The sequence below is a fragment of the Agrobacterium genomosp. 13 str. CFBP 6927 genome (assembly GCA_900012615.1).
GTDB lineage: Bacteria > Pseudomonadota > Alphaproteobacteria > Rhizobiales > Rhizobiaceae > Agrobacterium.
The window spans coordinates 2,458,817-2,481,945 of record LT009756.1 but is presented as its reverse complement, the minus strand read 5'-3'; the positions used below and the strand labels follow the sequence as shown (position 1 = coordinate 2,481,945).

Genomic DNA, 23,129 nt, shown 5'->3' with positions numbered 1-23,129 from the left:
ACGACGTACGACGACGCGACGTCGCGCGCGCGCGCGCGCGCGCGCGCGCGCGCGCGCGCGCGCGTGGTGTGTGCGTGCAAGGGTGCGGTCTATCGCTGGCGTTGCCCCCTCATCCGACCCTTCGGGCCACCTTCTCCCCCTCGGGGAGAAGAAACAAGCGGCGATGCCGAGGCTTTCTGTAAAGACGAAAAGACACGAGACCGAACCATGCCACAGCCATTCGACTGGAACGCCGCTTCAACCCTTTCAGAGAGCTTCGCCTCGCAATGGGCGGGCAACGAGCCGGGCGGGGCGGTCATCGGTTTCGATCTCGATGGCATTCGCTTCGCCCATGCGGGCGGTGTCGAGAGCCTTTCGACATTCGCACCTTTCACGCCGCAGAGCGTGGTGCGTTATGCCTCCGTTACCAAACATGCCTTCTGCGCCATGGTGCTTGCGCATTCCGATCTGATCGGCCTCGACGACCCACTCGGCAAACATCTGCCGGAGCTGCAATCACCGCTTCGCGAGGTGACGGTGGGGCAGGCGCTGGATATGAGTGGCGGCCTGCCGGATACGCGTGAATGCCTCTCGCTGCTTGGCCTTTCCGTCTATACGGAAACGAAGGCCGGACCGCTTCTCGACTATCTGTCGCGGCTAAACCGGCTGAATTTCCCGGCCGGCAGCGAGGTGTCCTATTCCAATACCGGTTACCGGCTGGTGGAGGCGGCGCTGGAGCGTCGCGGTTTCCGTTTCGATGATTTTGTGCAGACACAGATTGCCGATCCCTTTGGCGTGTTTCTGAAGGCGCCGGATGTCTGGAACGATCCAGTCGACGGGCTGGTGCCGGGTTACTGGAAAGCCGAAGACAACTGGCAGCTTTCGGCCGCCGGCCTGCATATTTCCGCTTCGGGTAGCCTTGCGGGCAGCGCCGAAGCACTTACCCGTTGGTTGCAGGGTCTGATGCGCGGCGAGGGCAGCTTCGCGGGTGTTCTTGACGCGCTTTCGGCCGAGCGGCCGCTCGCGGATGGGCGGATGAGCGAATATGGTCTCGGCCTGCGCTGGTCGCATCTGGGAGACAGGCGCTTCGTCGGCCATGGCGGTTCGCATCCGGGCTACAAGACCTATTTCCTGCTCGATCCGGAAAATGGCACGGGTTTTGTCGTGGTGTCGAACCGAGAGGACACCAACGGCTTCAAGATCGCGCTTGAAAGCATGGCGGCCCTCACCGGCCTGCCTTTGCCCAAGCCGGCCGCCAGCCTGCCGGAAGGCCTTTACGTGACCGAAAGCGGGCCGTGGTGGCTGGAAATCAAGGGCAGCACATCCACCTTTATCGATGGCGACGACACGCTTTATGAAGATGTCGATGGCTGGGTCTCTTCCCGCTCCGCATCTTCTCCGATGCGTCTCAGGTTAGACGGTGACGCGATTGTCGGTGAGGCCGGTCACGCCGCTCGCCGCTTCCTGCCGGTCGGCGATCATGCGGTGCCGGATGATCTTTCGGGATCATGGCGCTCCGATGAGGGCGCCGAATTTTCGATCAGCGGCACGTTGCTGACGATGGGCATCGGCCCCACGCGTCGCAGCATGCCTCTGAAGGCGCTCGGCAATGGCCGTTTCCTCTTCACGCTGATTGATGGGCCGTGGACGAAGCGCGTCTGCCTCAATCGTCTGGGCGATGACCGGATCGAGCTGGTTTCCAGCCGGGCGCGGATGATTGAATATTCGCGAAGCCGCTAACGGTCTGAAACCGATCCCATCGTGTCCCGCAAACGCGACGTCATCCTCGGGCGTGACCCGAGGATCCATTGTCGCGCGTGGTTGTGGATCCTCGGGGCAAGCCCGAGGATGACGTAAGCGGGCTCTAGTCAGTTTGCTAAACGACCCGAAGCTTTCTAAAGGGTTTCAATCGGCTTCCATTGCTCCTAATAAAGACCCGTGTTCCCGACAGGCCGGGACAACATCTTTGTGGGAGAACAGGCCCTTGGAAGTCAAATGGCTCGAGGATTTCCTGGCGCTGGCCGGAACGCTCAATTTCTCGAAGGCGGCGGATGAGCGGCATGTGACGCAATCCGCTTTCAGCCGGCGTATCAAGCAGCTGGAGGCCTGGGTGGGTGCCACGCTGGTTGATCGCGCTTCCTATCCTTCCCGGCTGACCGAAGCGGGCGTGAAATTCGTGCCGGTGGCGCAGGAAACGCTGAAGCAGCTTTATCATGCCCGGCGCACGCTTCTTCAGGAAGAGGGGGCGGACGCCAGAACGGTGCGGCTGACGGCGCTGCATACCCTGTCTTTCACCTTCTTTCCCGACTGGCTGAAGCGGGTGAACGAAAAGGCGGGACCGCTGTTTTCAGTGTTGAGGCCTGATTCCGGCAGCATGGAGGAAAACCTCAATTCGCTGGTGGACGGGCAGAGCGATTTCCTTTTGACCTATGCCCATCCCGAAGTGCCGATGCTGCTCGATGCGCAGACCTTCGAGTTCCGCGTGCTGGGTGCGGAAAACATCATTCCCGTTTCCGCGCCGGCGAAAGATGGTTCACCGCTGCATGAACTCGTGGAAAATGCGCGAAAGCCCTTCGCCTATCTGGATTATGAAAAGGCCTCTTTCTTCGGGCCGTTGCTGCGCGATCTCCTGAGCGCGCGCCTGCCGCAATTCGAGCGGGTGCATGAGGGCAGCATGTCGGTGGGGCTGAAAGCCATGGCGATGGCCGGCTGGGGTGTCGCCTGGGTGCCGGAAAGCCTGATGCGGCAGGAGCTGGGCAGCGGCGCGCTGGTGCGTGCGGCCGATGACAGTTTCGATATTGCCGTCGATATCCGGCTTTATCGTTCCAAGGAGAACCGCCGGCCTGTGGTCGAGCGTATATGGGCGGTTCTCGAAGGCTGATGTTTGCTTAAATCGCGGTGCGGCGGGCGTTTTCCAGATAGAGCGCGCGCAGACGGCTGACGAGCGGGCCGGGCTTGCCGTTACCCACCGGCTTGCCGTCGATCTTCGTCACCGAGACCACGAAGTTGGAGGCGCTGGTCAGGCAGGCCTCATCGGCATTCAACGCCTCTTCCAGCGTGAAGGGCCGCTCTTCCAGCGTGAAGCCGGCTTCCCTGGCCAGTTGCAGGGCGGCGAGGCGGGTGCAGCCGGGCAGGGTCTTGTTGCTGTTGCCGCGGGTGATGATCTTCTTGTCGCCGGTAATGATATAGGCGGTTGAGGACGCGCCTTCGGTGACGAAACCATCCTCGATCATCCAGGCTTCGTCGCAGCCCTCGGCCTTGGCGATGCGTTTCGCCATGACCTGCGGCAGCAGGCAGACGGTCTTGATGTCGCGACGTTCCCAGCGCTGGTCGGGAACCGATTTGACGGCGATGCCGGCTTCTTCGACCGGGGTGCCGATCAGCTTCTTGGCCTGGGTGAACATGACCAGCGTCGGCTTCAGATCGGCGGAGAAAAGGAAATTGCGGTCTTCGGCACCACGCGTCAGCTGCAGGTAGATCATGCCTTCGACGAGGTTGTTGTCTGTGATCAGGCGGCGCTCGGCCTCGACGATCTCTTTCGTGGTGACCGGCAGCGGCACGTCGATTTCGCGGGCGCTGCGCTCCAGCCGGGCCATATGCAGGTCGCTGTCGATCAGCTTGCCTTCCAGAACCGAGGTGACTTCATAAATACCGTCGCCGAACAGGAAACCGCGGTCGAAGATGGAAAGGCGGGCGTCCGCTTCGGGCAGGAATTCGCCGTTGACGTAAACGATGCGACCGGATGGGCTAGTCATGAAAACTCCGTCTGGAAAAGTCAGGCTGAAAGAAGGGTTTTAAGGGCGTCGATGGAAATGGCCTCGACCCTAGAGGCCTTGCCGGTGCCGGCATTAAAGCCGGTTGTCGTATTGGCCGCGCAGAGCGAATTGAGGATCGCTTCCTCCGTCGCCTCTATCGCGGCTTCGAAGAGCGGCGAAATCGCATCGTTGGAAAGCTCTGGATAGTCTGCGACGGCCTTGCGGCGCGCAGGCGTGCGGCGAAGGCGCTCATCGGTGGAGAATGCCAGCGCATAATCGCCGGAGCCATTGCTGAGTGCTGCACCCGTGCGCGCCAGCCCGCCGAAGCTTCTGGCCGCCAGACGCTTCAGGTTGCGGGAGGAGAGTGGCGCGTCGGTGGCGACAATGATGACGATCGAGCCGTCCTTGTCCTTATGATCAGGGCTGGCATAAGGCGTGCCGCAGACCAGCAGATGGCCGCCATAATTAGACTGCACCAGCACGCCGAGCGTATAGGTCGCCCCGGCGATGGTGACGATGCGGGATGCGGTGCCGATGCCGCCCTTCATGCCGAAGGCCACCGTGCCGGTTCCGGCGCCAACGCCGCCCTCGGCCACGGGGCCTGTCGCGGCGTTTTTCAGCGCGGCCGAGATTTCCTCGACGTTCGGGCGTCCAGCGCGGATGTCGTTCAGGCGGGAATCGTTGGTCTCGCCGACGACCGAGTTGATCGACACCACTTTTTCATTGCCCGGCTGCGCCAGTGTATGATGGTTGATCGCCTCGATGGCCCGGCCTGTCGCCAGCGTATTGGTGAGGATAACAGGTGTTTCGAGTTCGCCGAGTTCCTCGATCTGGGTCGAGCCGGCAAATTTGCCGAAGCCGTTATAGACGGCGAAGGCGGCGGGCACCTTGTCCTGAAAGAGATTGCCGCCATGCGGAAGGATCGCGGTTGCGCCGGTGCGGATCGTGTCGCCTTCGATGACGGTCGAATGGCCGATGGTCACGCCTTCGACATCGGTGATGGCGTTGAGCGGGCCGGTCTCGAAATGGCCGGGCCGGAAACCGATATCGCGCAGTCTCGGGCGGGTCGTCTGATGCATCGGGCGATCACTTTTGCGGAATGCAGGCTGAAATTGGAGCGGGCGCGGCTTGCGAAAAGCTTTGCCTGTCCGAACGTTAGCCTAGTTCTCCGCGAAACGGCATCGCAAAAATGGAATAGTTTTATGCGGGCAATGGATGCGCTCAGGAGGCGCGTTGCGTGGGTTCGTCTTCACGCTCCAGCCATTGCCGCAAGGCTTCTTCAGTCTCTTCGCGCGTGGGTGCGCCGATGCGGCCGCCGAAGATCGTGCATTTCAGCGCGGCGGCAACGGAGGAGAGCCGGATGGCCGCACGGCTTTCCATACCCTCAGCCATCGCCAGCGCAAAGGTGCCGTGGAAGATGTCGCCCGCCGCCAGCGTATCCACTGCCTTAACCTGCATCGTCGTCTGGAAATGCACGGTCGGATCGCCGGCCTCTGTCCACCAGCAACCTGCCGGTCCGGCGGTGACGGCGATAAAGGTTTGCGGATAGCGGGCGTGTAGCACCGGTAGCATGTCTTTTACAGTTTCGATGCCCGTCAGCCCGGCGGCGGCGGGTTCGGAAAAGACGATATGGGTTGCGGCAGGGGCCAGCTTCTCAAGGGTTTCGATGGGTGCAACGTCGCCATCCAGAATGGCTGGTTTGCCCAGAGTGCGTGCCACAGTCAGAACATCGAGCGCCAGTTCCGGCCAACGCACATCCACCAGAACGGCGTCGAAAGGGGCAATATCTTCCGGCGTGCAGGAGCGTTTTTTCTCATGCAGCCGATGATCATAGAAAGGCACGATCAGCCGTTCTCCCCGGTCGTCGATGATGATCGTCGAGAGTGCCGAGCGCGCGCCGGAAGCGATCGTCATGCCGGCAACATCGATGCCGCTTTCGGCGAGATCGCGCAGGATGCGGGTACCGGTCTCGTCATCGCCCACCGCACCCCACAGGCTGGCGCGGCCACCCATGAGATGCACGGCATAGGCGGCGCTCGACGCCATGCCTTCGGCGATCTGCAACATCTCGTAGGGCAAAACCTTGCCCTCACCCTTGGGCATCTCATGCACGCGAAACAGGGTATCAAGCACGGCGGCTCCGACGCACAGCACATGCTTGCCGCCCTGTTTGTCTGCCATGCTGTTCACTCCCGTGATCTGTCAGATACGCTTGCCGCTGTCCTTGTCGAACAGATGCACGGTTGCAGGATCGATGGCAATGTGGATCGTATCGCCGAAGCGGACATTGAGGCGTTCGCGGAACAGGCAGGCGATCTCGTCGCCCTTGCAATTGAGCTTGGCGTAGATTTCCGAGCCCGTGCCTTCGACCAGTTCGACCCGTCCTTCGATACCGGTCTCGGCGGCGCGGATATGTTCCGGCCGCACGCCATAAACGAGATCGCGGCCGCCGAGCGTGCCGATATCGGCATTGGCGGGCAGCGGCAGGCTGAGGCCCTTTGCGGTGCGGAAAACGCCTTCTTCGACGCGGCCGCGAATGAAATTCATGGCGGGCGAACCGATGAAGCCGGCAACGAAGAGATTGGCGGGATTGTCGTAAAGCTCGAGCGGCGCGCCGATCTGCTCGATGACGCCATCATGCAGCACCACGATCTTGTCTGCCATGGTCATGGCTTCCACCTGGTCGTGGGTGACATAAATGGTGGTGGTGCCGATGCGCTGGTGCATGGCCTTGATCTCGCCGCGCATCTGCACGCGCAGCTTGGCGTCGAGGTTGGAAAGCGGCTCGTCGAACAGGAACACCTGCGGATCGCGCACCAGCGCGCGGCCCATGGCGACACGCTGGCGCTGGCCGCCGGAAAGCTGCCGCGGATAACGGTCGAGCAGCTTTTCCAACCCCAGAATGGCGGCGGCCCTGTCGACCTTCGCCCTGGTTTCCTCGGCGCTCACCTTCTTCAGCTTCAGCGCGAAGCCCATATTATCCTTCACCGTCATATGCGGATAAAGGGCGTAGTTCTGGAACACCATGGCGATATCGCGGTCGCGGGCGGGCAGGTGGCTGACCTCGCGCGCGCCGATGTGGATTTCGCCGTCGCTCAGCTCTTCCAGTCCGGCGATCATGCGCAGCAGGGTGGATTTGCCGCAGCCGGAAGGGCCGACGAGCACGACGAATTCGCCATCCTTGATGTCGATATCGATGCCGTGGATGATGTTGACCGCGCCGAAGCGCTTCTGGACGTTCAGGATATTGACCGGTGCCATTGTAAAGGTTCCCGTTATAATTTGTTGGTTCAGCCGCCCTTGACGGCGCCGGCGGTCAGGCCCGCCACGATCTGTTTCTGTGCAAACATGGTCAGCAGCAACACCGGCAGCGTCACGATCAGCGCGGCTGCGGCCAGCGGCCCCCAGCTCACCTGTTCGAAGGACAGCATGTTGTAGACCGCGACCGGCAGGGTGCGCGTTTCACGGCTGGCCAGCACGATGCCGAAGACGAAGTTGTTCCACGAGAAGATGACCGCAAGGATGAAGGAGACGACGATGCCGGGCTTGGCAATCGGCAGCGCCACCAGCCGGAACACCTGCCAGGAGGATGCGCCGTCGATGCTTGCCGCCTCTTCCAATTCCTTCGGCGTGGTCTCGAAATAACCGATCATGATCCAGACGACGATCGGTACCGTCACCACCAGATGGATGATGATCTGCGGCCAGAGTGTGCCCAAGAGGTTCAGCCATTGGAACAGCAGGAACAGCGGAATGAGGAAGGAGAGGCCGGGCGTCATGCGGGCGATCATGATGACGACGGCGGATTTTTCCGCCTTCAGCCGGGCGATGCCGTAACCGGCGGGTACGCCGATGACGAGCGCCAGAATGGTGGCGGCACCAGTGACGAGGACCGAGTTCCAGAAATAGAGGAAGAAATTATTCTCCTCGAACACCTTTACATAATTCGACCAGGCGAAACGTTCGGGAATGAGGATCGGCGGATAGGCGCCGTTGTCGATTTCATATTTTAGCGACAGCGAGATCATCCACATGAAGAACAGGATGACCGGCGAGATCATCACCAGCGCCACGAAGAACAGGCCGATGCGATCAAGCGTCTTGCGTTTCAGGATTTTTCCAGACATCAGCGATCCTCCATCTCGTTCCATTGCGAGCGCTGGCGCACCATCAAAAGCACGAAGGACAGCGCCACGATGATGATGAAGAAGACGACGGCCATGGCCGAGCCGTAACCGATGTCGTAATAGGCGAATGCCGTGTTGTAGAGATAGATGTTGATGGTTTCGGACGCCGTGCCGGGTCCGCCTTGCGTCATCGCATAGATGATGTCGAAGCTTTTGACGGCGTCGATGGAGCGGATGATGACGGCGATCATCAGGAACGGCGCAATCATCGGCATGGTCAGGTAACGGAACTTCTGCCAGGCATTGGCGCCGTCGATTTCGGCGCTCTCATAGGGCTCGCGCGGCACGGCAGCGAGACCACCAAGCACGATCAGCATGACGAGCGGCGTCCACTGCCAGGTTTCCACCAGCACCAGCGAAGGAATGACGGTGGACTGGTTGTAGATCCATTCCAGCGGGCCGATGCCGACGAAGGAGAGCAGATAGTTCAGGACGCCGAGCTGCGGGTGGAACATCATGGTCCAGACGAGCGCGATGGCGACCGGGGTCGCCATCATCGGCATGACAAAGACGCCGCGCAGGAAACCGCGCAGCGGAAACTGCGCATCGAAAACCAGCGCCGCCAATGTTCCGAGGAACAGCGGAGCGACGACCGACAGCACGGTATAGATGAGCGTGTGCCAGAGCGATTCCCAGAACCGTCCGTCACTGGCGAGCCGGATGTAGTTCTCGAAACCGATAAAGCTCTGCTCCTGTCCGAGCGTCCAGCGATGTGCGCTCATCCAGAGGGTGAACACCCATGGAAAAACGATCACGGCTGATATGACGACAAGTGCCGGTATGACAAAGGGCCAGTAGTTGGGAGCAAGCCTTGCCGGCCTGCTCCCTTCTTTACGACTGACGCCTGTTTTGGTGTTTTCGATGCTCACGGAGGCCATTATCCCTCGCTACGCGCCAGAACGGGTGCGAACTGTTCCGTCGCCTTCTTGAGTTCGGCTGCCGGGTCCGCGCCGCCGATCATGTTGGTGAGGCCGACGCCGTAGATGTCGCGGAATTCCGTCACCGGAATGATGACGGGCAGCGCAAGCTGCGAGACCTTGCCGGAACCGACGACCGCATCCAGCCAGGCAGCCGGCATCTTCACGCCTTCGCGCACCTTCTGGTCTTCGAGGATGGACTGGCGGAAGGGAACGCCGGCGCCGGCCTGCAACAGACGCGCACCCATTTCATGCGAAATCGCCCATTGGCAGAAGAGATAGGCGGCTTCCTTCTTGCTGCTGGCTTCGACAACACCAAGACCATCGCCGAAGGTGCCGGCGGCCTGGGTTGCAGGGCCCTTCGGCATGACGCCGTAACCGACCTTGCCGACGACGCGGGATTTTTCCGGGTTCTCGATTGGCGGTGCAAAACCGACGCCATCGAACCACATGCCGATCTTGCCCTGCAGGAAGGCCGACTGCGCTTCCGCCCAGTTGAAGCCGGAGACACCGGGAGGGGCTGCCTTGGTCATCAGGCGCTGGTAAAGCGCTGCTGCTTCCACCGCTTCCTTGGATTCGGTGTCGATCTTTCCATCCGCGCCGATCGGCTTTGCGCCGTAACCCAGCATCAGCGAGGTCCAGACGGGGGTATTGGCGTTCTTCAGGCCGCGGGCGACGAAACCATAGGTGTTGGTTGCGGGATCGGTGATCTTTTCCGCCGCCGTTACCAGCTCCTCGAAGGTTTCAGGGTATTTCAGGCCCTTGGCCTCGAAGAGTTCCTTGTTCCAGTAAACGATCCAGTAATCCACCGAGAAGGGCAGCGAGCGCAGCACGCCGTCACTATCCTTGGCAAACAACATGCCGGCTTCGGCGAAATCCTTTTCGACGAGCGACGGATCGGTCAGTGACGGATCTTTCAGGAAACCGCTGATATCGGCCAGCCACTTGCCCTTTTCGAACTGGCGCTTCTGCACGTGATAGCTCAGATGCACGACGTCGAAGCTTGGCTTGCCGGAGGAAAGCTCGATGACGACTTTCTGGCGCTGCTGCTGCTCCGGCGTTGCCTCGGCATTGACCTTGATGCCGGTCAGCTCTTCGAATTCGCCGAGATATTTGATCAGCGTTTCGCTGCGCGGGCTTTTGACGAGATTGACCTCAAGCGTGGTGCCGGCGTGTTTTTTCCAGTTCACCGCTGCCGATGCCGGGCGAATGCCGAGCATCGCGCCGCCACCAAGCGCCGCCGTGCCTGCCAGAAAGGCGCGACGCGTGGGGTTGAGCAATGAATGCGTCATGTCAGTTCTCCTCCAGATTAGCCGGAAATTCTCCTCACCCCGGCTTGTTGCTTATTTTCATGCAATCCCGGCGCAGAACCCTCTTCAGTCCCTGCCGGCATTGCCCTAAACCGCCAGCGCCCTGTCCCTTGCGTTGCGGATATGGGCGGTCAGCCGCTCCACGGCGTCTTCGACGGATCGCCTCTCGATGGCTTCGAGAATGGCGAGATGTTCCTTCATCACCGATTTCACATGGCCGGCGATGCGGAATCGCTCCTGATTGATGAGGCGCATCTTGATGGAATTGACCCGATAGGCGTTCGAGATGATCGAATTGCCGAGCGCATCGATGAAGGCATCGTGCATGCCCCAGTCCACCTGCTGTGCATGCTGGTCCAGTTCCGGTGATTCCCCGCCGTTTTCAGCCGCTTCGGCGATATCGCGATGCTGTTTCAGGAGCTTTGCGATGGTTTCGTCGGAGGCCGAACGGGTAAAGAGCGCCACGGCCTCCTTTTCGAGAAAGATACGGAACTGGAACGCCTCGCGAATGAGGTTGAGGTCGATATGGGCGACCTGCAACCCCCGTTGCGGTACGGTCTTGATCAGGCCCTCCGCCTCCAGCCGTGGAATTGCCTCCCGGATCGCGCCGAGCGGTAGACCCGTCAATTCCACGAGGCGGCGCTGCGAGATGAATTGCCCCGGGCGAACGTCGCGCGAGAGAAGGTGATGCGTAAAGCTCTCATACGCCCGTTCCCGCAATGTCTGTTCGCCGGTATCTTCCATGCTCAACCTTTCAAGGTCTGTTCAGGCGGCCTGTTTGCGAAACAGCGCATCGAAAGCGCCTTCGATCTGCCGCCGGTCCTCCGGTGAAATGGCGACGAGCGGCGCGCGCACGTCCGCCCAGATATTTTCGCCTGTCGTGTGTGATACCAGCACCTTGACGGCGGGCGTAACCGGGAATTTCAGAAGTTCCACAACAAGATCGACGATGCGCTGATCGTCCTTGCCATCGACGGCCATGGCGCGGACTTCCTGCGTCAGGAAATTGGCGACGCCGGAAATGGCGCCCTGGCCGCCGAGGCGGACGCCTCTCGCGAGATCGCGCTCATCGCCGATCAGGATGGCGAGATCGCCATGGTCCTTCAGCAGACGCTCGGTATGGCTCCAGTTGCCGGAGGAGTCCTTCACGCCGGTGACGATGCCGGGGAATGCCTTTTTCAGCCGTCCCACCAGCTCGACCGACAGTGTCACCATGGTCACGGAGGGGATGTTGTAGACGAGAATATCGCGCGCGCCCTTGCCGATCTTTTCGAAGACCGCCGAGAACCATGCAAACAGGCCGTCATCGCTGACATTCTTGAAATAGGAGGGCGGGGCGAGAAGAATATTGCGGGCGCCTGCCTTCAGGGCTTCGGCCGATTGCTCGGCCGCGTCCTCGATGGAATCCACCAGAACGCCGGTGACCAGACGGGAGGGCGCAATGCCTGCCGCGATGAAGCGGGAGATAATGTCCTGCCGTTCACGGCTGCCGACCGAGCAACCTTCGCCCGTGGTACCGAAGAGCGTTACGCTGTCGCAGCCATTTTCAAGGCAGCGGCGAGCATGGGCGATCATGGCGTCGATATCGACCGTTCCGTCCGTTTTGAAAGGGGTTGTCAAGGCTGCCGAAAGGCCGAATTTCTGGGTCAATTAAGATGCTCCTCCAAGGTGACCGCGAATTGATAGCGCACTGACATGTTAGTTGTAAAGAGGTGATTGCAGTTTGATTGATCGAGGGGTGGCGATGACGGAACTCGCCTTGAAATCCGGTTGAGGAGCAAGCCTGCGAGGTTGGGGATGGAACCGCGCCATCGGTCGAAGTGGGTGCTGTTCTATCAGACGGTCGGTTGGTCTATCCTCTTTGCGGAGGCAAGCGGATAAATGCGAAAATAAAATTTGACTGTTGGAGTAAAGATTTTTATCAGGCAGTCTGAATATAGGGATAAAGGGACTATCATCATGACCATTGCGGAGCCGTCAGCGCCTGTAGCAGAGATCGAGCAGAGCCGTGTCAAGCGCCTCAAGGCGGCAACGCGCGGCGCCCATGGCGGTCTCGATGCCTTTATCATGGCGTCCAAGCCGTTCGAGAGCCGGGAGAACTTCGGCAAATTCGTGGAAACGCAGTATCTTTTCCATCGTGACCTCGATGTCTTCTTCTCCAATGCGACGCTTGACGGCCTGCTTCCCGATCTCAAGGGCCGCCGCCGCCTCTCCATGATCGAGCAGGACCTCGCCGATCTCGGTCTTGCCATTCCCGAAACGGCCGAACCGCGCTTCACCGGTGAAACGCCGTTCGATCTGCCCGAGGCCATGGGCTGGCTTTATGTGGTCGAAGGCTCCAATCTGGGCGCTGCTTTCCTGCTGAAGGATGCGGCGAAGCTTGGGCTTGGCGAAGAATTCGGCGCGCGCCATCTGGCCGGCGCTCCGGAAGGACGCGGCCTGCACTGGCGCACCTTCACCGCCGCGCTCGATGAAATTTCGCTGACGGTTGAAGAGGAAGAGCGGGTTGTCGCGGGCGCCGAGGCTGCCTTCCGGGCTGTGCATGCTTATGCGCAGCAGCGCCTCGTCTGAGGTTTTGGCATAGCTTTGCGATTGTTGTCCTCATCGCGCAGACGTGCCCCGTTGCGCGGGTGTGTTCGATTGAGTCGTAAAATCCTTGCGGCGTCACCCCGGACTTGATCCGGGGTCCAGTGCGATCAAGTCCTTGATCGCGAAAGACTCCTCTCACGGCGCAGACGCGCCGTGGCTGGATGCCGGATCAAGTCCGGCATGACGGAGGTGAGCATTTCGGATGCCGTGCCACGCTCTGCGACCGTTTAGAGGGTCTCCCATTTCCCGCAGATTGTGTTCGGTATTTGCTGAATAAACAGGCAAATATTTTTACCAAATGATAAAAATTTTATCTTTTGGTCAAGGCTTGATGCGCCTCAAAATTTTATCCATTTGATAAAATTATTTTATTTGGTCTGGCACAGAACCTGCTACTCTTTTGTCAAGTCAGGAGACACCTGACGCTAAAAAGGGAACAGCAAAATGGAAGTTGGTGTTTTTATCCCGATCGGGAACAATGGGTGGCTTCTTTCCGAAAACGCGCCGCAATACAAACCGAGCTTCGACCTGAACAAGGCGATCACGCTCAAGGCGGAGCAATATGGTTTCGACTTCGCGCTGTCGATGATCAAGCTGCGCGGTTTTGGCGGCAAGACCGAGTTCTGGGACTATAATCTGGAATCCTTCACGCTGATGGCGGGCCTTGCCGCCGTCACCTCCAAGATCAAGCTGTTCGGCACGGCCGCAACGCTGGTCATGCCGCCGGCCATTGTTGCCCGCATGGCGACGACCATCGATTCCATTTCCGGCGGCCGTTTCGGCATCAACCTGATTACCGGCTGGCAGCGTCCGGAATATAGCCAGATGGGGCTTTGGCCGGGTGACGATTATTTCGGCGACCGCTACGAATATCTCGGCGAATATACTTCCATCTTGAAAGAGCTGCTGACAGACGGACAATCGGACTACAAGGGCAAGTTCTTCCAGATGGACGATTGCCGCATGAAGCCGGTGCCTCAGGGCGACGTCAAACTCATTTGCGCCGGTTCCTCCAATTCCGGCATGGCGTTTTCGGCCAAGTTCGCTGACTACAGCTTCTGCTTCGGCGTCGGCGTTAATACGCCGAAAGCTTTCGCCCCCACCAATGAGCGGCTGCTGGCGGCAACGGAAAAGACCGGCCGCGAGGTTAAATCCGTCGTGTTGACGATGGTGCTTGCCGAGGAAAAATCCGAGGATGCCTGGGCGAAATGGGAGCATTACAAGGCGGGTGCGGATGAGGATGCGATCAAGTGGCTCGGTCTGCAAAGCGCTGTCGATACCAAATCCGGCTCCGACACCAATGTCCGGCACATGTCCAATCCCGTCTCGGCGGTCAACATCAACATGGGAACGCTGATCGGCTCCTATGAGGAAGTGGCGGCGATGCTGGACGAGATGAGCGAAGTGCCGGGAACGGGCGGCGTGATGCTGACCTTCGACGACTTCCTCGAAGGCGTCGAAAAATTCGGCAAATATGTGCAGCCGCTGATGAAGAGCCGCGCGCATGTTCAGGCTGCACTGGAGGCTGCGGAATGAGTGAAGCCGTTGTGGCGGGTTACAAGGGGCCGGAAAGCCGTTCGGAAAGCGTGACGCTTCCCGCCCGACCGGAGCCGATCACCCTGAAACCCAGCGAGACCGCCGTTGTCGTGGTCGACATGCAGAACGCCTATTCGACCGAGGGCGGTTATGTCGATCTGGCCGGTTTCGATATTTCCGGGGCCAAGGGCACCATCGCCAACATCAAAAAGACGCTGGATGCGGCGCGGGCGGCTGGCGTTCAGGTCATTTATTTCCAGAATGGCTGGGACAAGGACTATGTCGAGGCGGGCGGGCCGGGTTCGCCCAACTGGCATAAGTCCAACGCCCTGAAGACCATGCGCAAGAGGCCGGAGCTGCAGGGCCAGCTCTTGGCCAAGGGCACGTGGGACTATGCCATTGTCGACGAGCTGCAGCCGCAGCCCGGCGATATTCTGGTGCCGAAGACGCGTTATAGCGGTTTCTTCAATACCAATATGGACAGCGTGTTGCGCGCCCGCGGCATCCGCAATCTGGTCTTCGTCGGCATCGCCACCAATGTCTGCGTGGAAAGCTCGCTGCGCGACGCCTTCCATCTCGAATATTTCGGGGTGATGCTGGAGGATGCCACGCATCATCTCGGGCCGGACTATATCCAGCAGGCGACGGTCTACAATGTCGAGAAATTTTTCGGCTGGGTCGCCACCGTCAATGATTTCTGCGGCGTCATCTCGCAGGCCGCACCCGTCAGCGCTTGATATCCAACCACAAGAGGAGAACGAAATGCCGAAGAAGATTGTCGTGCCCGCCGGCACCAGCAAACCCATCGCTCCCTTTTCGCCGGGAACCCTTGCCGATGGCGTGGTTTACGTTTCCGGTACGCTGCCTTTCGACAAGGACAATAATGTCGTGCATGTGGGCGATGCCAGCGCGCAGACCCGTCATGTTTTGGAGACCATCAAGTCCGTCATCGAAACCGCCGGCGGCACGATGGAGGACGTGACGATGAACCATATCTTCATCACCGACTGGGCGAATTACCAGGCCGTCAACACGGTCTATGCCGAATATTTCCCCGGCGACAAGCCGGCGCGTTATTGCATCCAGTGCGGCCTCGTGAAGCCCGACGCGCTGGTGGAAATCGCTACCGTCGCCCATATCGGCAAATAGGGCGAAACGGCAGATGATGCATTTCGAGGTTCATGGCCGGACTGATCCTGAGGCGCCCACAATCCTGCTGTCATCCGGGCTGGGCGGATCGGGCTCTTATTGGGCGCCGCAGATCGAAGCCCTTTCCGATCATTTCCGGATCGTCACCTACGATCATCGCGGAACCGGCAGGACTGGCGGCGAGGTGCCGCTGGATGGCGGCATATCGGCGATGGCGGATGATGTGCTGGAAATCGCCTCTGCGCTGAACCTCGAGAAATTCCACTTCATGGGTCATGCGCTTGGCGGTCTGATCGGGCTCGATATCGCGCTGCGCCAACCCGGCCTTATCGACAGGCTTGTTCTGATCAATGCATGGAGCAAGGCCGATCCGCATTCCGGGCGCTGCTTCGATGTGCGGATCGAGCTTCTGGAGAAATCCGGTGTCGAGGCTTTCGTGAAAGCCCAGCCGCTGTTTCTCTATCCGGCTGCCTGGATGTCGGAACATCAGGAGCGGCTGGCGCGGGACGATGCCCATGGCGTCGCGCATTTTCAGGGCAAGGCGAATGTGCTTCGGCGCATCGCGGCGCTGAGGGGTTTTGATGTTGATGGTCGACTTGGCGAGGTCGGCAATCCGGTTCTGGTGGTGGGCACGAAGGACGATCTTCTGGTGCCCTATACCCGCTCTCTCCGTCTCGCCGAGGGTTTGCCGCAGGGCGAACTCTGCCTTCTCGATTTTGGGGCGCATGCGGTCAATATTACCGAAGCTGACCTTTTCAACGCTCGGCTTTTGCAGTTTCTGCTACCGGCAATACGAACATTCTGACGGGATTTTTAAGACAATGACGACAGCACTTGACGACAAGGCACTTGCAGCACTTTTCACCGCGGCGCGCACCCATAATGGCTGGGCTGACAGGCCGGTCGGCGACGAGACGCTGAGAGAGCTTTACGATCTGACGAAGATGGGTCCGACCTCGGCCAATTGCTCGCCGGGGCGTTTCGTGTTCGTGCGCAGCCAGGAAGCGAAAGAAAAACTGCGGCCGGCGCTTTCTTCGGGCAATCTCGAAAAGACCATGGCAGCACCCGTCACCGTGATCGCCGCCATCGACCGCGAATTTTACGAGAAACTGCCGATGCTGTTTCCGCATGCCGATGCCCGTTCGTGGTTCACCTCCAGCCCTGATGTGGCCGAGGAAACGGCCTTCCGCAATGCCACGTTGCAGGCGGGTTATCTCATCCTAGCAGCCCGGTCGTTGGGACTGGATACCGGGGCAATGTCCGGTTTCGACAAAGGCAAGGTGGATACGGCGTTTTTCGCAGGCACGACGTGGAAGTCCAATTTCCTGATCAATCTCGGCTATGGCGATCCGTCGAAACTCTTCGGTCGCCTGCCGCGCCTTGGCTTTGAAGAGGCCTGTGTCCTGGCTTGAGGGCCTGTTAAGGAAGGATAGTTTAGATGCAGATGATGTCTCTTGAAAAGGAAGCGGATATGGAGACGAAGACTGCACAGCAGCGCAGCCTCGAATACAGAAACGCCATGGCGCGGCTCGGTGCGGCGGTCAATATCGTCACCACGGATGGTGCGGCAGGCCGGGCGGGCTTTGCCGCGACGGCGGTTTGCAGCGTTTCCGACAATCCGCCCACGCTTCTCGTCTGCCTCAACCGCAATGCCTCCGCGTACAAGGTGGTGAAGGCTAACGGCGTCATCTGCATCAATACGCTTGCTTCAAAACACGAGGTGCTGAGCACCCTCTTCGGCGGCAAGACGCCGGCGGAAGAGCGTTTCGCCGCCGGGAGTTGGGGTGTGCTTGAAACCGGTGCCCCGGTTCTGGAGGACGCGCTCGTTTCCTTCGATTGCCGCATCCGCGAGGCGCATGACGGCGGTACGCATGATATTCTGATCTGCGAGGTTGTGGATATGAAGATCAATGAAGGTGATGAGGCGCTGATGTATTTCAACCGGCGTTACCGGGTGCTTTGAGGCGGCCGTTTTGGCCGAGCACCAGCTCGAACCTCACCGTCGTCATCCTCGGGCTTGACCCGAGGATCCACAACCAGACGCGCGATGGATCCTCGGGTCAAGCCCGAGGATGACGTCGAGAAGAAACCAAAAAAGGGCGTTTCCGGCCTCCCGGAAACGCCCTTTTCATTTACTTGATCAGCGGCAGAAGGTCGTTGATCGACTTCTTGGCGTCGCCGTAGAACATGCGGGTATTGTCCTTGTAGAACAGCGGGTTCTCGATACCGGAATAACCCGTGCCCTGGCCACGCTTGGAGACGATGACCAGTTTGGACTTCCACACTTCCAGAACCGGCATGCCGGCAATCGGCGAGTTCGGATCGTCCTGGGCCGCCGGATTGACGATATCGTTGGAGCCGATGACGATGACGACGTCGGTATTGGGGAAGTCGTCGTTGATCTCGTCCATTTCCAGTACGATGTCGTAGGGCACCTTGGCTTCGGCCAGCAGCACGTTCATGTGGCCGGGAAGACGGCCTGCCACCGGGTGGATGGCGAAGCGCACGGTCTTGCCGTCGGCGCGCAGCTTGCGGGTCAGTTCGGAGACTGCCGCCTGCGCCTGCGCGACCGCCATGCCGTAGCCGGGAACGATGATGACGCTGTCGGCGTCATTCAGCGCTGCGGCAACGCCTTCGGCGTCGATCGCCACCTGCTCGCCCTCGATTTCCATCGCCGGACCCGTCGTGCCGCCGAAGCCGCCGAGGATGACCGAGATGAAGGAGCGGTTCATGGCCTTGCACATGATGTAGGAGAGGATCGCACCCGAGGAGCCGACCAGCGCGCCTGTCACGATCAGCAGATCGTTGCCGAGCGTGAAGCCGATGGCGGCTGCCGCCCAGCCGGAATAGCTGTTCAGCATCGAAACGACGACAGGCATGTCGGCGCCGCCGATACCCATGATCAGGTGATAACCGATGAAGAAGGCGGCCAGTGTCATCAGCACCAGCGTCCATGCGCCCGCGCCGTTGCAATACATGATAAGCAGCACGAGCGACAGGATTGCAGCGCCGGCATTGAGCAGATGTCCGCCGGGCAGCTTCTTCGCCTTGCCGTCCACCTTGCCGGCAAGCTTGCCGAAGGCGACGACGGAGCCGGTGAAGGTGACCGCGCCGATGAAGACGCCGAGGAAGACCTCGACCTTCATGATCGCCAGTTCAACTGGCGTCTTGTGGGCGAGGATGGCGGAAAAGCCGGTCAGCAACGAACGCGCGGTCTCATCGAGCGAGGCGACATGCGCTTCCTCGATATGGGCGTTGAAGCCGATGAAGACGGCGGCGAGGCCGACGAAGGAGTGAAGGGCTGCAACAAGCTGCGGCATTTCGGTCATCTGCACGCGGCTTGCGACGAAATAACCGAGAACGGAGCCGCCCGCCAGCATCAGCAGCACAACGAGCCACTGCCCGACGCCCTTGCTGATTTCAGGGCCGAAGACGGTGGCGACAATGGCGAGGCCCATGCCTGTTATGCCGTACCAGACGGCGCGTTTTGCGCTTTCCTGTCCGGAAAGGCCGCCAAGAGAAAGGATGAAAAGAACGGCTGCGGCAACATAGGCCGCGGAAACGATACCAATGGTCATAAACTGTCCCCTACACGGCTCAGGACTTCTGGAACATGGCGAGCATGCGCCGTGTCACGAGGAAACCGCCGACGATGTTGATCGTCGCGATCAGGACGGAAAGCGAGGCGAGGATCACCACCAGCCAGTTGCCGGAACCGATCTGCAGCAGCGCGCCGATGATGACGATGCCGGAAATCGCATTCGTCACCGCCATCAGCGGCGTGTGCAGCGAGTGGCTGACATTCCAGATGACCTGGAAGCCGACAAAGCAGGCGAGCACGAAGACGATGAAATGGCTCATGAAACTTGCCGGCGCATAAAGGCCGACGAGAAGCAGGACCGCCGTGCCGGCGACGAGCAGACCGACCTGGCTTTTCGTCTGCGCCTTGAACTCGGCACGTTCCTTGGCGTGCTTTTCCTCCGGCGTCAGCTCCTTTGCTTTTTCCTTTGGTTTCTGCGCGGCAATGGCCTGGATCTTCGGCGGCGGCGGGGGATAAGTAATTTCACCCTGATAGGTGACCGTCGCACCACGGATGACATCGTCTTCCATGTTGTGAACCGGCTTGCCGTCTTTTCCGGGCGTCAGATCGGTCATCATGTGACGGATGTTGGTGGAATAGAGCGTCGAGGCCTGCGTGGCCATGCGGCTCGGGAAATCCGTGTAGCCGATGACGATGACGCCATTGTCGGAAACGACACGCTGGTCGGGAACCGTGAGATCGCAATTGCCGCCGCGCTCGGCGGCGAGGTCGATGATGACCGAACCCGGCTTCATCATTGCCACCATGTCGGCGAGCCACAGTTTCGGGGCGTCGCGGCCCGGGATCAGCGCCGTGGTAATGACGATGTCGATCTGCGGTGCAAGCTCGCGGAATTTTTCGAGCTGCTTCTCGCGGAATTCCGGCGAGGAGGGGGCGGCGTAACCGCCGGTGGCGGCGCCATCCTGCTGTTGGTCGGCGAAATCGAGATAGACGAATTCAGCGCCCATGGATTCGATCTGTTCGGCCACTTCAGGGCGAACGTCGAAGGCATAGGTGATGGCGCCGAGCGATGTGGCCGTGCCGATGGCGGCGAGACCGGCAACACCTGCGCCGATGACGAGCACCTTGGCGGGCGGCACCTTGCCGGCGGCGGTGACCTGACCGGTGAAGAAGCGGCCGAAATTATTGCCGGCCTCGATGACCGCGCGATAACCGGCGATATTGGCCATGGAGGACAGCGCGTCCATCTTCTGGGCGCGGGAAATGCGCGGCACCATGTCCATGGCGATGACATTTGCGCCCTTTTCCTTCGCCTGTTCCAGAAGGTCCTTGTTCTGGGCTGGGTAGAAGAACGAGATCAGCGTCTTGTCCGAAGACAGGCGATCAATCTCCGACGTTTCCGGCGGACGAACCTTGGCGATGATGTCAGAACCGGCGTAAAGCGCATCGGCGCTTTCGACGATTGTTACACCGGCGGCGCGATAGGCGTCGTCGGAAAATCCCGCCGCCTTGCCTGCTCCGGTTTCGAGGATGCAATCATATCCGAGTTTCTGCAATGCCTGGGCGCTGTCGGGCGTCATACCGACGCGCGCTTCGCCCTCATATAATTCCTTAGGCGTCCCGATCTTCAAAATGGCTCTCCCTCTGCCTGAAAATACAGGGGGGTCATAACCTATTCAGGGGGGCTTTGTCTCCATATTGATTTTGTCTTGCCTGCGACGCAATGACAGCCCCCTGCGACAGTTCATTCGATATTGCGGCGTGTGGCGCAATAAAAGAACCCGGCGCCTGCGCGCCGGGTTCCAAAAATGTCCGTCAGGACGTGGCTCAATCCATGGTGTGGATGTCGCGATCCTTGGTTTCCGGCAGGAACAGCAGGCCGACGACCAGCGTGATGCCTGCAAAAACGATCGGATACCAGAGACCATAGTAGATATCGCCCTTCGCCGCGCTCATCGCAAAGGCGGTGGCGGGCAGAAGGCCGCCGAACCAGCCGTTGCCGATGTGATAGGGCAGCGACATGCCGGAGTAGCGGATGCGGGTCGGGAACAGTTCGACCAAGAGCGCCGCGATCGGCCCGTAGACCATCGTCACATAGATGACGAGGACGGTCAGAACGGCGATGATGACGACCCAGTTCACGGCAGCCGGATCGGCGACCATGGCGAAGGTGCCACCGCCGGCAATCGTGTAGACGGCCATTTCCGCCGCTCCGGCGGTCTCGGCCGGCGTCAGCAGCTTGTCCGCCACCAGCTTGTCGGTCGCAACCATCTTCTTGTCGGCGGCACGAACGGCTACCGCATTGAGGTTGAGTTCCGGGTTGGCGGCGATGAAGGCATCCAGTTTCGCATCCGGCACCTGTGCTGCGCCGCGCACCAGCGGGTAGCCGCCGTCGTGCAATGCGATGTTGACCTGCTTCTGGAAGGCCTTGTCCTTCGCGGAAGCATCCGCGCCGGCTGCGATGGCGTCGTAGCTGGCGATGGTGGCGTCGCCGATCTTGACGCTCGCCGGCTCGCCGGCCGCTCCCGCAACGACGTCATAGGGAACGGAGTTGCGTGTCAGGAACGAGGTGGCGATATCGCAGGATGTGGTGAATTTCGCCGTGCCTGTCGGGTTGAACTGGAACTTGCAGTCACCCGGAGCGGCAGTCACGGTGGCGCGAACGCTGGCCTGTGCTTGCGCAAGTGCCGGGTTGCCCGCCCAGGTGAGCGCCTTGAACAGCGGGAAGTAGGTCAGCATGGCGAGAACGAGGCCGGCCATGATGATCGGCTTGCGGCCGATCTTGTCGGAAAGCCAGCCGAAGAGCACGAAGAAGCCCGTGCCGAGGATGAGCGCTGCCGCGACCATGATGTTGGCGGACTGGCCGTCCACTTTCAGAATGCTCTGCAGGAAGAACAGCGCGTAGAACTGGCCTGTGTACCAGACGACGGCCTGACCGATGACGGCGCCGACGAGGGCAAGCAGGGCGATCTTGGCGTTTTTCCACTGGCCGAAGGCTTCGCTGAGCGGGGCCTTCGAGGTCTTGCCCTCTTCCTTCATCTTCTTGAAGGCGGGGGATTCGTTCATTTTCAGACGAATCCAGACCGATACGCCGAGCAGCAGAACCGAGACGAGGAAGGGAATGCGCCAGCCCCAGGCGGCGAAGGCTTCCTTGCCCAGTGCGAACTGCACGCCGAGAATGACCACAAGCGACAGGAACAGGCCAAGCGTTGCCGTCGTCTGGATCCAGGAGGTGTAATAACCCCTGCGGCCATTCGGGGCGTGTTCGGCCACGTAAGTGGCGGCACCGCCATATTCGCCGCCGAGCGCCAGACCCTGAAGCATGCGCAGGACGATCAGGATGATCGGGGCTGCGATGCCGATCTGGGATGCACCGGGCAGGACACCGACGAGGAAGGTCGAAACGCCCATGATGAGAATGGTGATCAGGAAGGTATATTTGCGGCCGACAATGTCACCCAGACGGCCGAACACCAGCGCGCCGAAGGGGCGCACGAGGAAGCCCGCGGCAAAGGCCAGAAGCGCGAAGATATTACGTGTCGTTTCCGGATACTGGCTGAAGAAGTTCGCGCCGATATAGATCGCGAGCGAGCCGTACAGATAGAAATCGTACCATTCGAAGACTGTTCCGAGAGAAGAGGCGAAAATCACCTTCTTCTCCTCACCCGTCATGGGACGGGCGGCGCCGCTCACGGCTGCAACGTTTGCCATTGTCTGTCCTCCACAGATGTCAAATGAGCGCACTGCGGAGCCCTGTCTCTCCTCCGGACTCCCCCTTGAGGGTGCAATGCGCATGACATCAGAGTGACAGAAAATTAACCCCAATAAGAGCGATGCTTTCGGATTATGACTTTAGTCTAATGTATAACGTGCAAAAATGTCGCAGGGCGGTTTTTGCATCTTCGCGCCGGGTGGCCCGGGACATGCCTTTTTTCTTGACACAACAGAGAAACCTTCTAATAGCTTCTCGCGAAGAAGGAGCATCACCTTGCGCAGGCATGTTGCAGACATGATTGTCATGGAAGGACCGGCACAATCCGCCGGCGATGATCCGCGTCTTTCTTATTCTATCCGAATTACGGCCAAAACGACGATTAAAACCGTCTAACGTCTCTGGCCACCGCTCTCTCCCCGGTTTGGCTGGGGATCGAGGAAGCCGCAATGCG

Annotated in this window: 21 protein-coding genes; 9 read left to right on the top strand and 12 right to left on the bottom strand. The window is 60.1% G+C overall.

The window, feature by feature from the left end; translation table 11 throughout:
• Nucleotides 1-207 precede the first annotated feature (207 nt).
• Nucleotides 208-1,719, top strand: a complete 1,512-nt coding sequence (locus tag AGR13A_RS12380; protein ID WP_080835908.1) for a serine hydrolase domain-containing protein — start codon at nt 208-210, stop codon at nt 1,717-1,719.
• Nucleotides 1,720-1,963: 244 nt separating this feature from the next.
• Nucleotides 1,964-2,860, top strand: a complete 897-nt coding sequence (locus AGR13A_RS12375; protein WP_080835902.1) for a LysR substrate-binding domain-containing protein — start codon at nt 1,964-1,966, stop codon at nt 2,858-2,860.
• A gap of 7 nt (nt 2,861-2,867) precedes the next feature.
• Here AGR13A_RS12375 and AGR13A_RS12370 read toward each other — a convergent pair whose 3' ends face one another.
• From AGR13A_RS12370 to AGR13A_RS12330, 9 genes are all read right to left on the bottom strand, one after another.
• Entirely contained in the window at nt 2,868-3,734 is an 867-nt protein-coding gene (locus AGR13A_RS12370; RefSeq protein ID WP_080835899.1) for a D-amino-acid transaminase, read from the bottom strand.
• Nucleotides 3,735-3,754: 20 nt separating this feature from the next.
• A complete protein-coding gene (locus AGR13A_RS12365; RefSeq protein WP_080835895.1) occupies nt 3,755-4,813 on the bottom strand; it encodes a P1 family peptidase in 1,059 nt (352 codons plus the stop codon).
• Nucleotides 4,814-4,955: 142 nt separating this feature from the next.
• Nucleotides 4,956-5,915: a sugar kinase gene (locus AGR13A_RS12360; RefSeq protein ID WP_080835890.1), complete on the bottom strand. Its 960-nt coding sequence runs from the start codon at nt 5,913-5,915 to the stop codon at nt 4,956-4,958.
• 21 nt (nt 5,916-5,936) lie between these two features.
• Nucleotides 5,937-6,995 carry an ABC transporter ATP-binding protein gene (locus tag AGR13A_RS12355; RefSeq protein WP_020810161.1) on the bottom strand — a complete coding sequence of 353 codons (1,059 nt, stop codon included), beginning with the start codon at nt 6,993-6,995 and terminating at the stop codon, nt 5,937-5,939.
• Between the two features lie 29 nt (nt 6,996-7,024).
• Nucleotides 7,025-7,846, bottom strand: coding sequence for a carbohydrate ABC transporter permease (locus AGR13A_RS12350; RefSeq protein WP_026363927.1), 822 nt, complete (start codon nt 7,844-7,846; stop codon nt 7,025-7,027).
• Nucleotides 7,847-7,860: 14 nt separating this feature from the next.
• A complete protein-coding gene (locus AGR13A_RS12345) occupies nt 7,861-8,799 on the bottom strand; it encodes a carbohydrate ABC transporter permease (RefSeq protein WP_035224443.1) in 939 nt (312 codons plus the stop codon).
• Nucleotides 8,799-10,130: an ABC transporter substrate-binding protein gene (locus AGR13A_RS12340; protein ID WP_080835887.1), complete on the bottom strand. Its 1,332-nt coding sequence runs from the start codon at nt 10,128-10,130 to the stop codon at nt 8,799-8,801. The genes AGR13A_RS12345 and AGR13A_RS12340 overlap by 1 nt, the downstream gene beginning before the upstream one ends.
• 105 nt (nt 10,131-10,235) lie before the next feature.
• Nucleotides 10,236-10,892, bottom strand: a complete 657-nt coding sequence (locus tag AGR13A_RS12335) for a GntR family transcriptional regulator (protein WP_003492081.1) — start codon at nt 10,890-10,892, stop codon at nt 10,236-10,238.
• 21 nt (nt 10,893-10,913) lie between these two features.
• Complete coding sequence (locus AGR13A_RS12330) at nt 10,914-11,798, bottom strand: dihydrodipicolinate synthase family protein (RefSeq protein ID WP_080835883.1); 885 nt, start codon at nt 11,796-11,798, stop codon at nt 10,914-10,916.
• A 309-nt stretch (nt 11,799-12,107) separates the two neighbouring features.
• Between AGR13A_RS12330 and AGR13A_RS12325 the strand changes: the two genes are divergently transcribed.
• The 7 genes from AGR13A_RS12325 (at nt 12,108) to rutF (ending at nt 17,385) form a co-directional block, all read left to right on the top strand.
• Complete coding sequence (locus tag AGR13A_RS12325) at nt 12,108-12,719, top strand: biliverdin-producing heme oxygenase (RefSeq protein WP_080835880.1); 612 nt, start codon at nt 12,108-12,110, stop codon at nt 12,717-12,719.
• A 462-nt stretch (nt 12,720-13,181) separates the two neighbouring features.
• Complete coding sequence (gene rutA / locus AGR13A_RS12320) at nt 13,182-14,273, top strand: pyrimidine utilization protein A (protein WP_080835877.1); 1,092 nt, start codon at nt 13,182-13,184, stop codon at nt 14,271-14,273.
• Nucleotides 14,270-15,010 (top strand): pyrimidine utilization protein B, encoded by a 741-nt coding sequence (gene rutB / locus AGR13A_RS12315; RefSeq protein ID WP_003492071.1) that lies wholly within the window; start codon nt 14,270-14,272, stop codon nt 15,008-15,010. The genes rutA and rutB overlap by 4 nt, the downstream gene beginning before the upstream one ends.
• Nucleotides 15,011-15,035: 25 nt before the next feature.
• A complete protein-coding gene (gene rutC / locus AGR13A_RS12310; RefSeq protein WP_003492069.1) occupies nt 15,036-15,422 on the top strand; it encodes a pyrimidine utilization protein C in 387 nt (128 codons plus the stop codon).
• 13 nt (nt 15,423-15,435) lie between these two features.
• Nucleotides 15,436-16,227, top strand: a complete 792-nt coding sequence (rutD, locus tag AGR13A_RS12305) for a pyrimidine utilization protein D (protein WP_167377487.1) — start codon at nt 15,436-15,438, stop codon at nt 16,225-16,227.
• Between the two features lie 16 nt (nt 16,228-16,243).
• The gene (locus tag AGR13A_RS12300) at nt 16,244-16,834 is read left to right on the top strand and encodes a malonic semialdehyde reductase (protein WP_080835874.1); all 591 of its coding nucleotides are present in this window, start codon (nt 16,244-16,246) and stop codon (nt 16,832-16,834) included.
• 26 nt (nt 16,835-16,860) lie between these two features.
• Nucleotides 16,861-17,385 (top strand): NADH-dependent FMN reductase RutF, encoded by a 525-nt coding sequence (rutF, locus tag AGR13A_RS12295; protein ID WP_080835870.1) that lies wholly within the window; start codon nt 16,861-16,863, stop codon nt 17,383-17,385.
• Between the two features lie 169 nt (nt 17,386-17,554).
• Here rutF and AGR13A_RS12290 read toward each other — a convergent pair whose 3' ends face one another.
• The 3 genes from AGR13A_RS12290 to AGR13A_RS12280 all read right to left on the bottom strand — a co-directional run bounded on the left by AGR13A_RS12290 (nt 17,555) and on the right by AGR13A_RS12280 (nt 22,674).
• Nucleotides 17,555-19,000 carry an NAD(P)(+) transhydrogenase (Re/Si-specific) subunit beta gene (locus AGR13A_RS12290; RefSeq protein WP_080835866.1) on the bottom strand — a complete coding sequence of 482 codons (1,446 nt, stop codon included), beginning with the start codon at nt 18,998-19,000 and terminating at the stop codon, nt 17,555-17,557.
• 19 nt (nt 19,001-19,019) lie between these two features.
• Nucleotides 19,020-20,594, bottom strand: coding sequence for a Re/Si-specific NAD(P)(+) transhydrogenase subunit alpha (locus AGR13A_RS12285; RefSeq protein WP_080835863.1), 1,575 nt, complete (start codon nt 20,592-20,594; stop codon nt 19,020-19,022).
• A 196-nt stretch (nt 20,595-20,790) separates the two neighbouring features.
• Nucleotides 20,791-22,674 carry an MFS transporter gene (locus AGR13A_RS12280; RefSeq protein WP_035224467.1) on the bottom strand — a complete coding sequence of 628 codons (1,884 nt, stop codon included), beginning with the start codon at nt 22,672-22,674 and terminating at the stop codon, nt 20,791-20,793.
• Nucleotides 22,675-23,129 lie beyond the last annotated feature (455 nt).

Coding starts and splice junctions, on each gene's coding strand:
- AGR13A_RS12300 (WP_080835874.1), top strand. CDS start 16,244: ATGACGACAGCACTTGACGACAAGGCACTTGCAGCACTTTTCACCGCG.
- AGR13A_RS12325 (WP_080835880.1), top strand. CDS start 12,108: ATGACCATTGCGGAGCCGTCAGCGCCTGTAGCAGAGATCGAGCAGAGC.
- rutA (WP_080835877.1), top strand. CDS start 13,182: ATGGAAGTTGGTGTTTTTATCCCGATCGGGAACAATGGGTGGCTTCTT.
- AGR13A_RS12370 (WP_080835899.1), bottom strand. CDS start 3,734: ATGACTAGCCCATCCGGTCGCATCGTTTACGTCAACGGCGAATTCCTG.
- AGR13A_RS12380 (WP_080835908.1), top strand. CDS start 208: ATGCCACAGCCATTCGACTGGAACGCCGCTTCAACCCTTTCAGAGAGC.
- rutF (WP_080835870.1), top strand. CDS start 16,861: ATGCAGATGATGTCTCTTGAAAAGGAAGCGGATATGGAGACGAAGACT.
- rutC (WP_003492069.1), top strand. CDS start 15,036: ATGCCGAAGAAGATTGTCGTGCCCGCCGGCACCAGCAAACCCATCGCT.
- AGR13A_RS12355 (WP_020810161.1), bottom strand. CDS start 6,995: ATGGCACCGGTCAATATCCTGAACGTCCAGAAGCGCTTCGGCGCGGTC.
- AGR13A_RS12340 (WP_080835887.1), bottom strand. CDS start 10,130: ATGACGCATTCATTGCTCAACCCCACGCGTCGCGCCTTTCTGGCAGGC.
- AGR13A_RS12360 (WP_080835890.1), bottom strand. CDS start 5,915: ATGGCAGACAAACAGGGCGGCAAGCATGTGCTGTGCGTCGGAGCCGCC.
- AGR13A_RS12290 (WP_080835866.1), bottom strand. CDS start 19,000: ATGACCATTGGTATCGTTTCCGCGGCCTATGTTGCCGCAGCCGTTCTT.
- AGR13A_RS12280 (WP_035224467.1), bottom strand. CDS start 22,674: ATGGCAAACGTTGCAGCCGTGAGCGGCGCCGCCCGTCCCATGACGGGT.
- rutB (WP_003492071.1), top strand. CDS start 14,270: ATGAGTGAAGCCGTTGTGGCGGGTTACAAGGGGCCGGAAAGCCGTTCG.
- AGR13A_RS12365 (WP_080835895.1), bottom strand. CDS start 4,813: ATGCATCAGACGACCCGCCCGAGACTGCGCGATATCGGTTTCCGGCCC.
- AGR13A_RS12335 (WP_003492081.1), bottom strand. CDS start 10,892: ATGGAAGATACCGGCGAACAGACATTGCGGGAACGGGCGTATGAGAGC.
- AGR13A_RS12345 (WP_035224443.1), bottom strand. CDS start 8,799: ATGGCCTCCGTGAGCATCGAAAACACCAAAACAGGCGTCAGTCGTAAA.
- rutD (WP_167377487.1), top strand. CDS start 15,436: ATGATGCATTTCGAGGTTCATGGCCGGACTGATCCTGAGGCGCCCACA.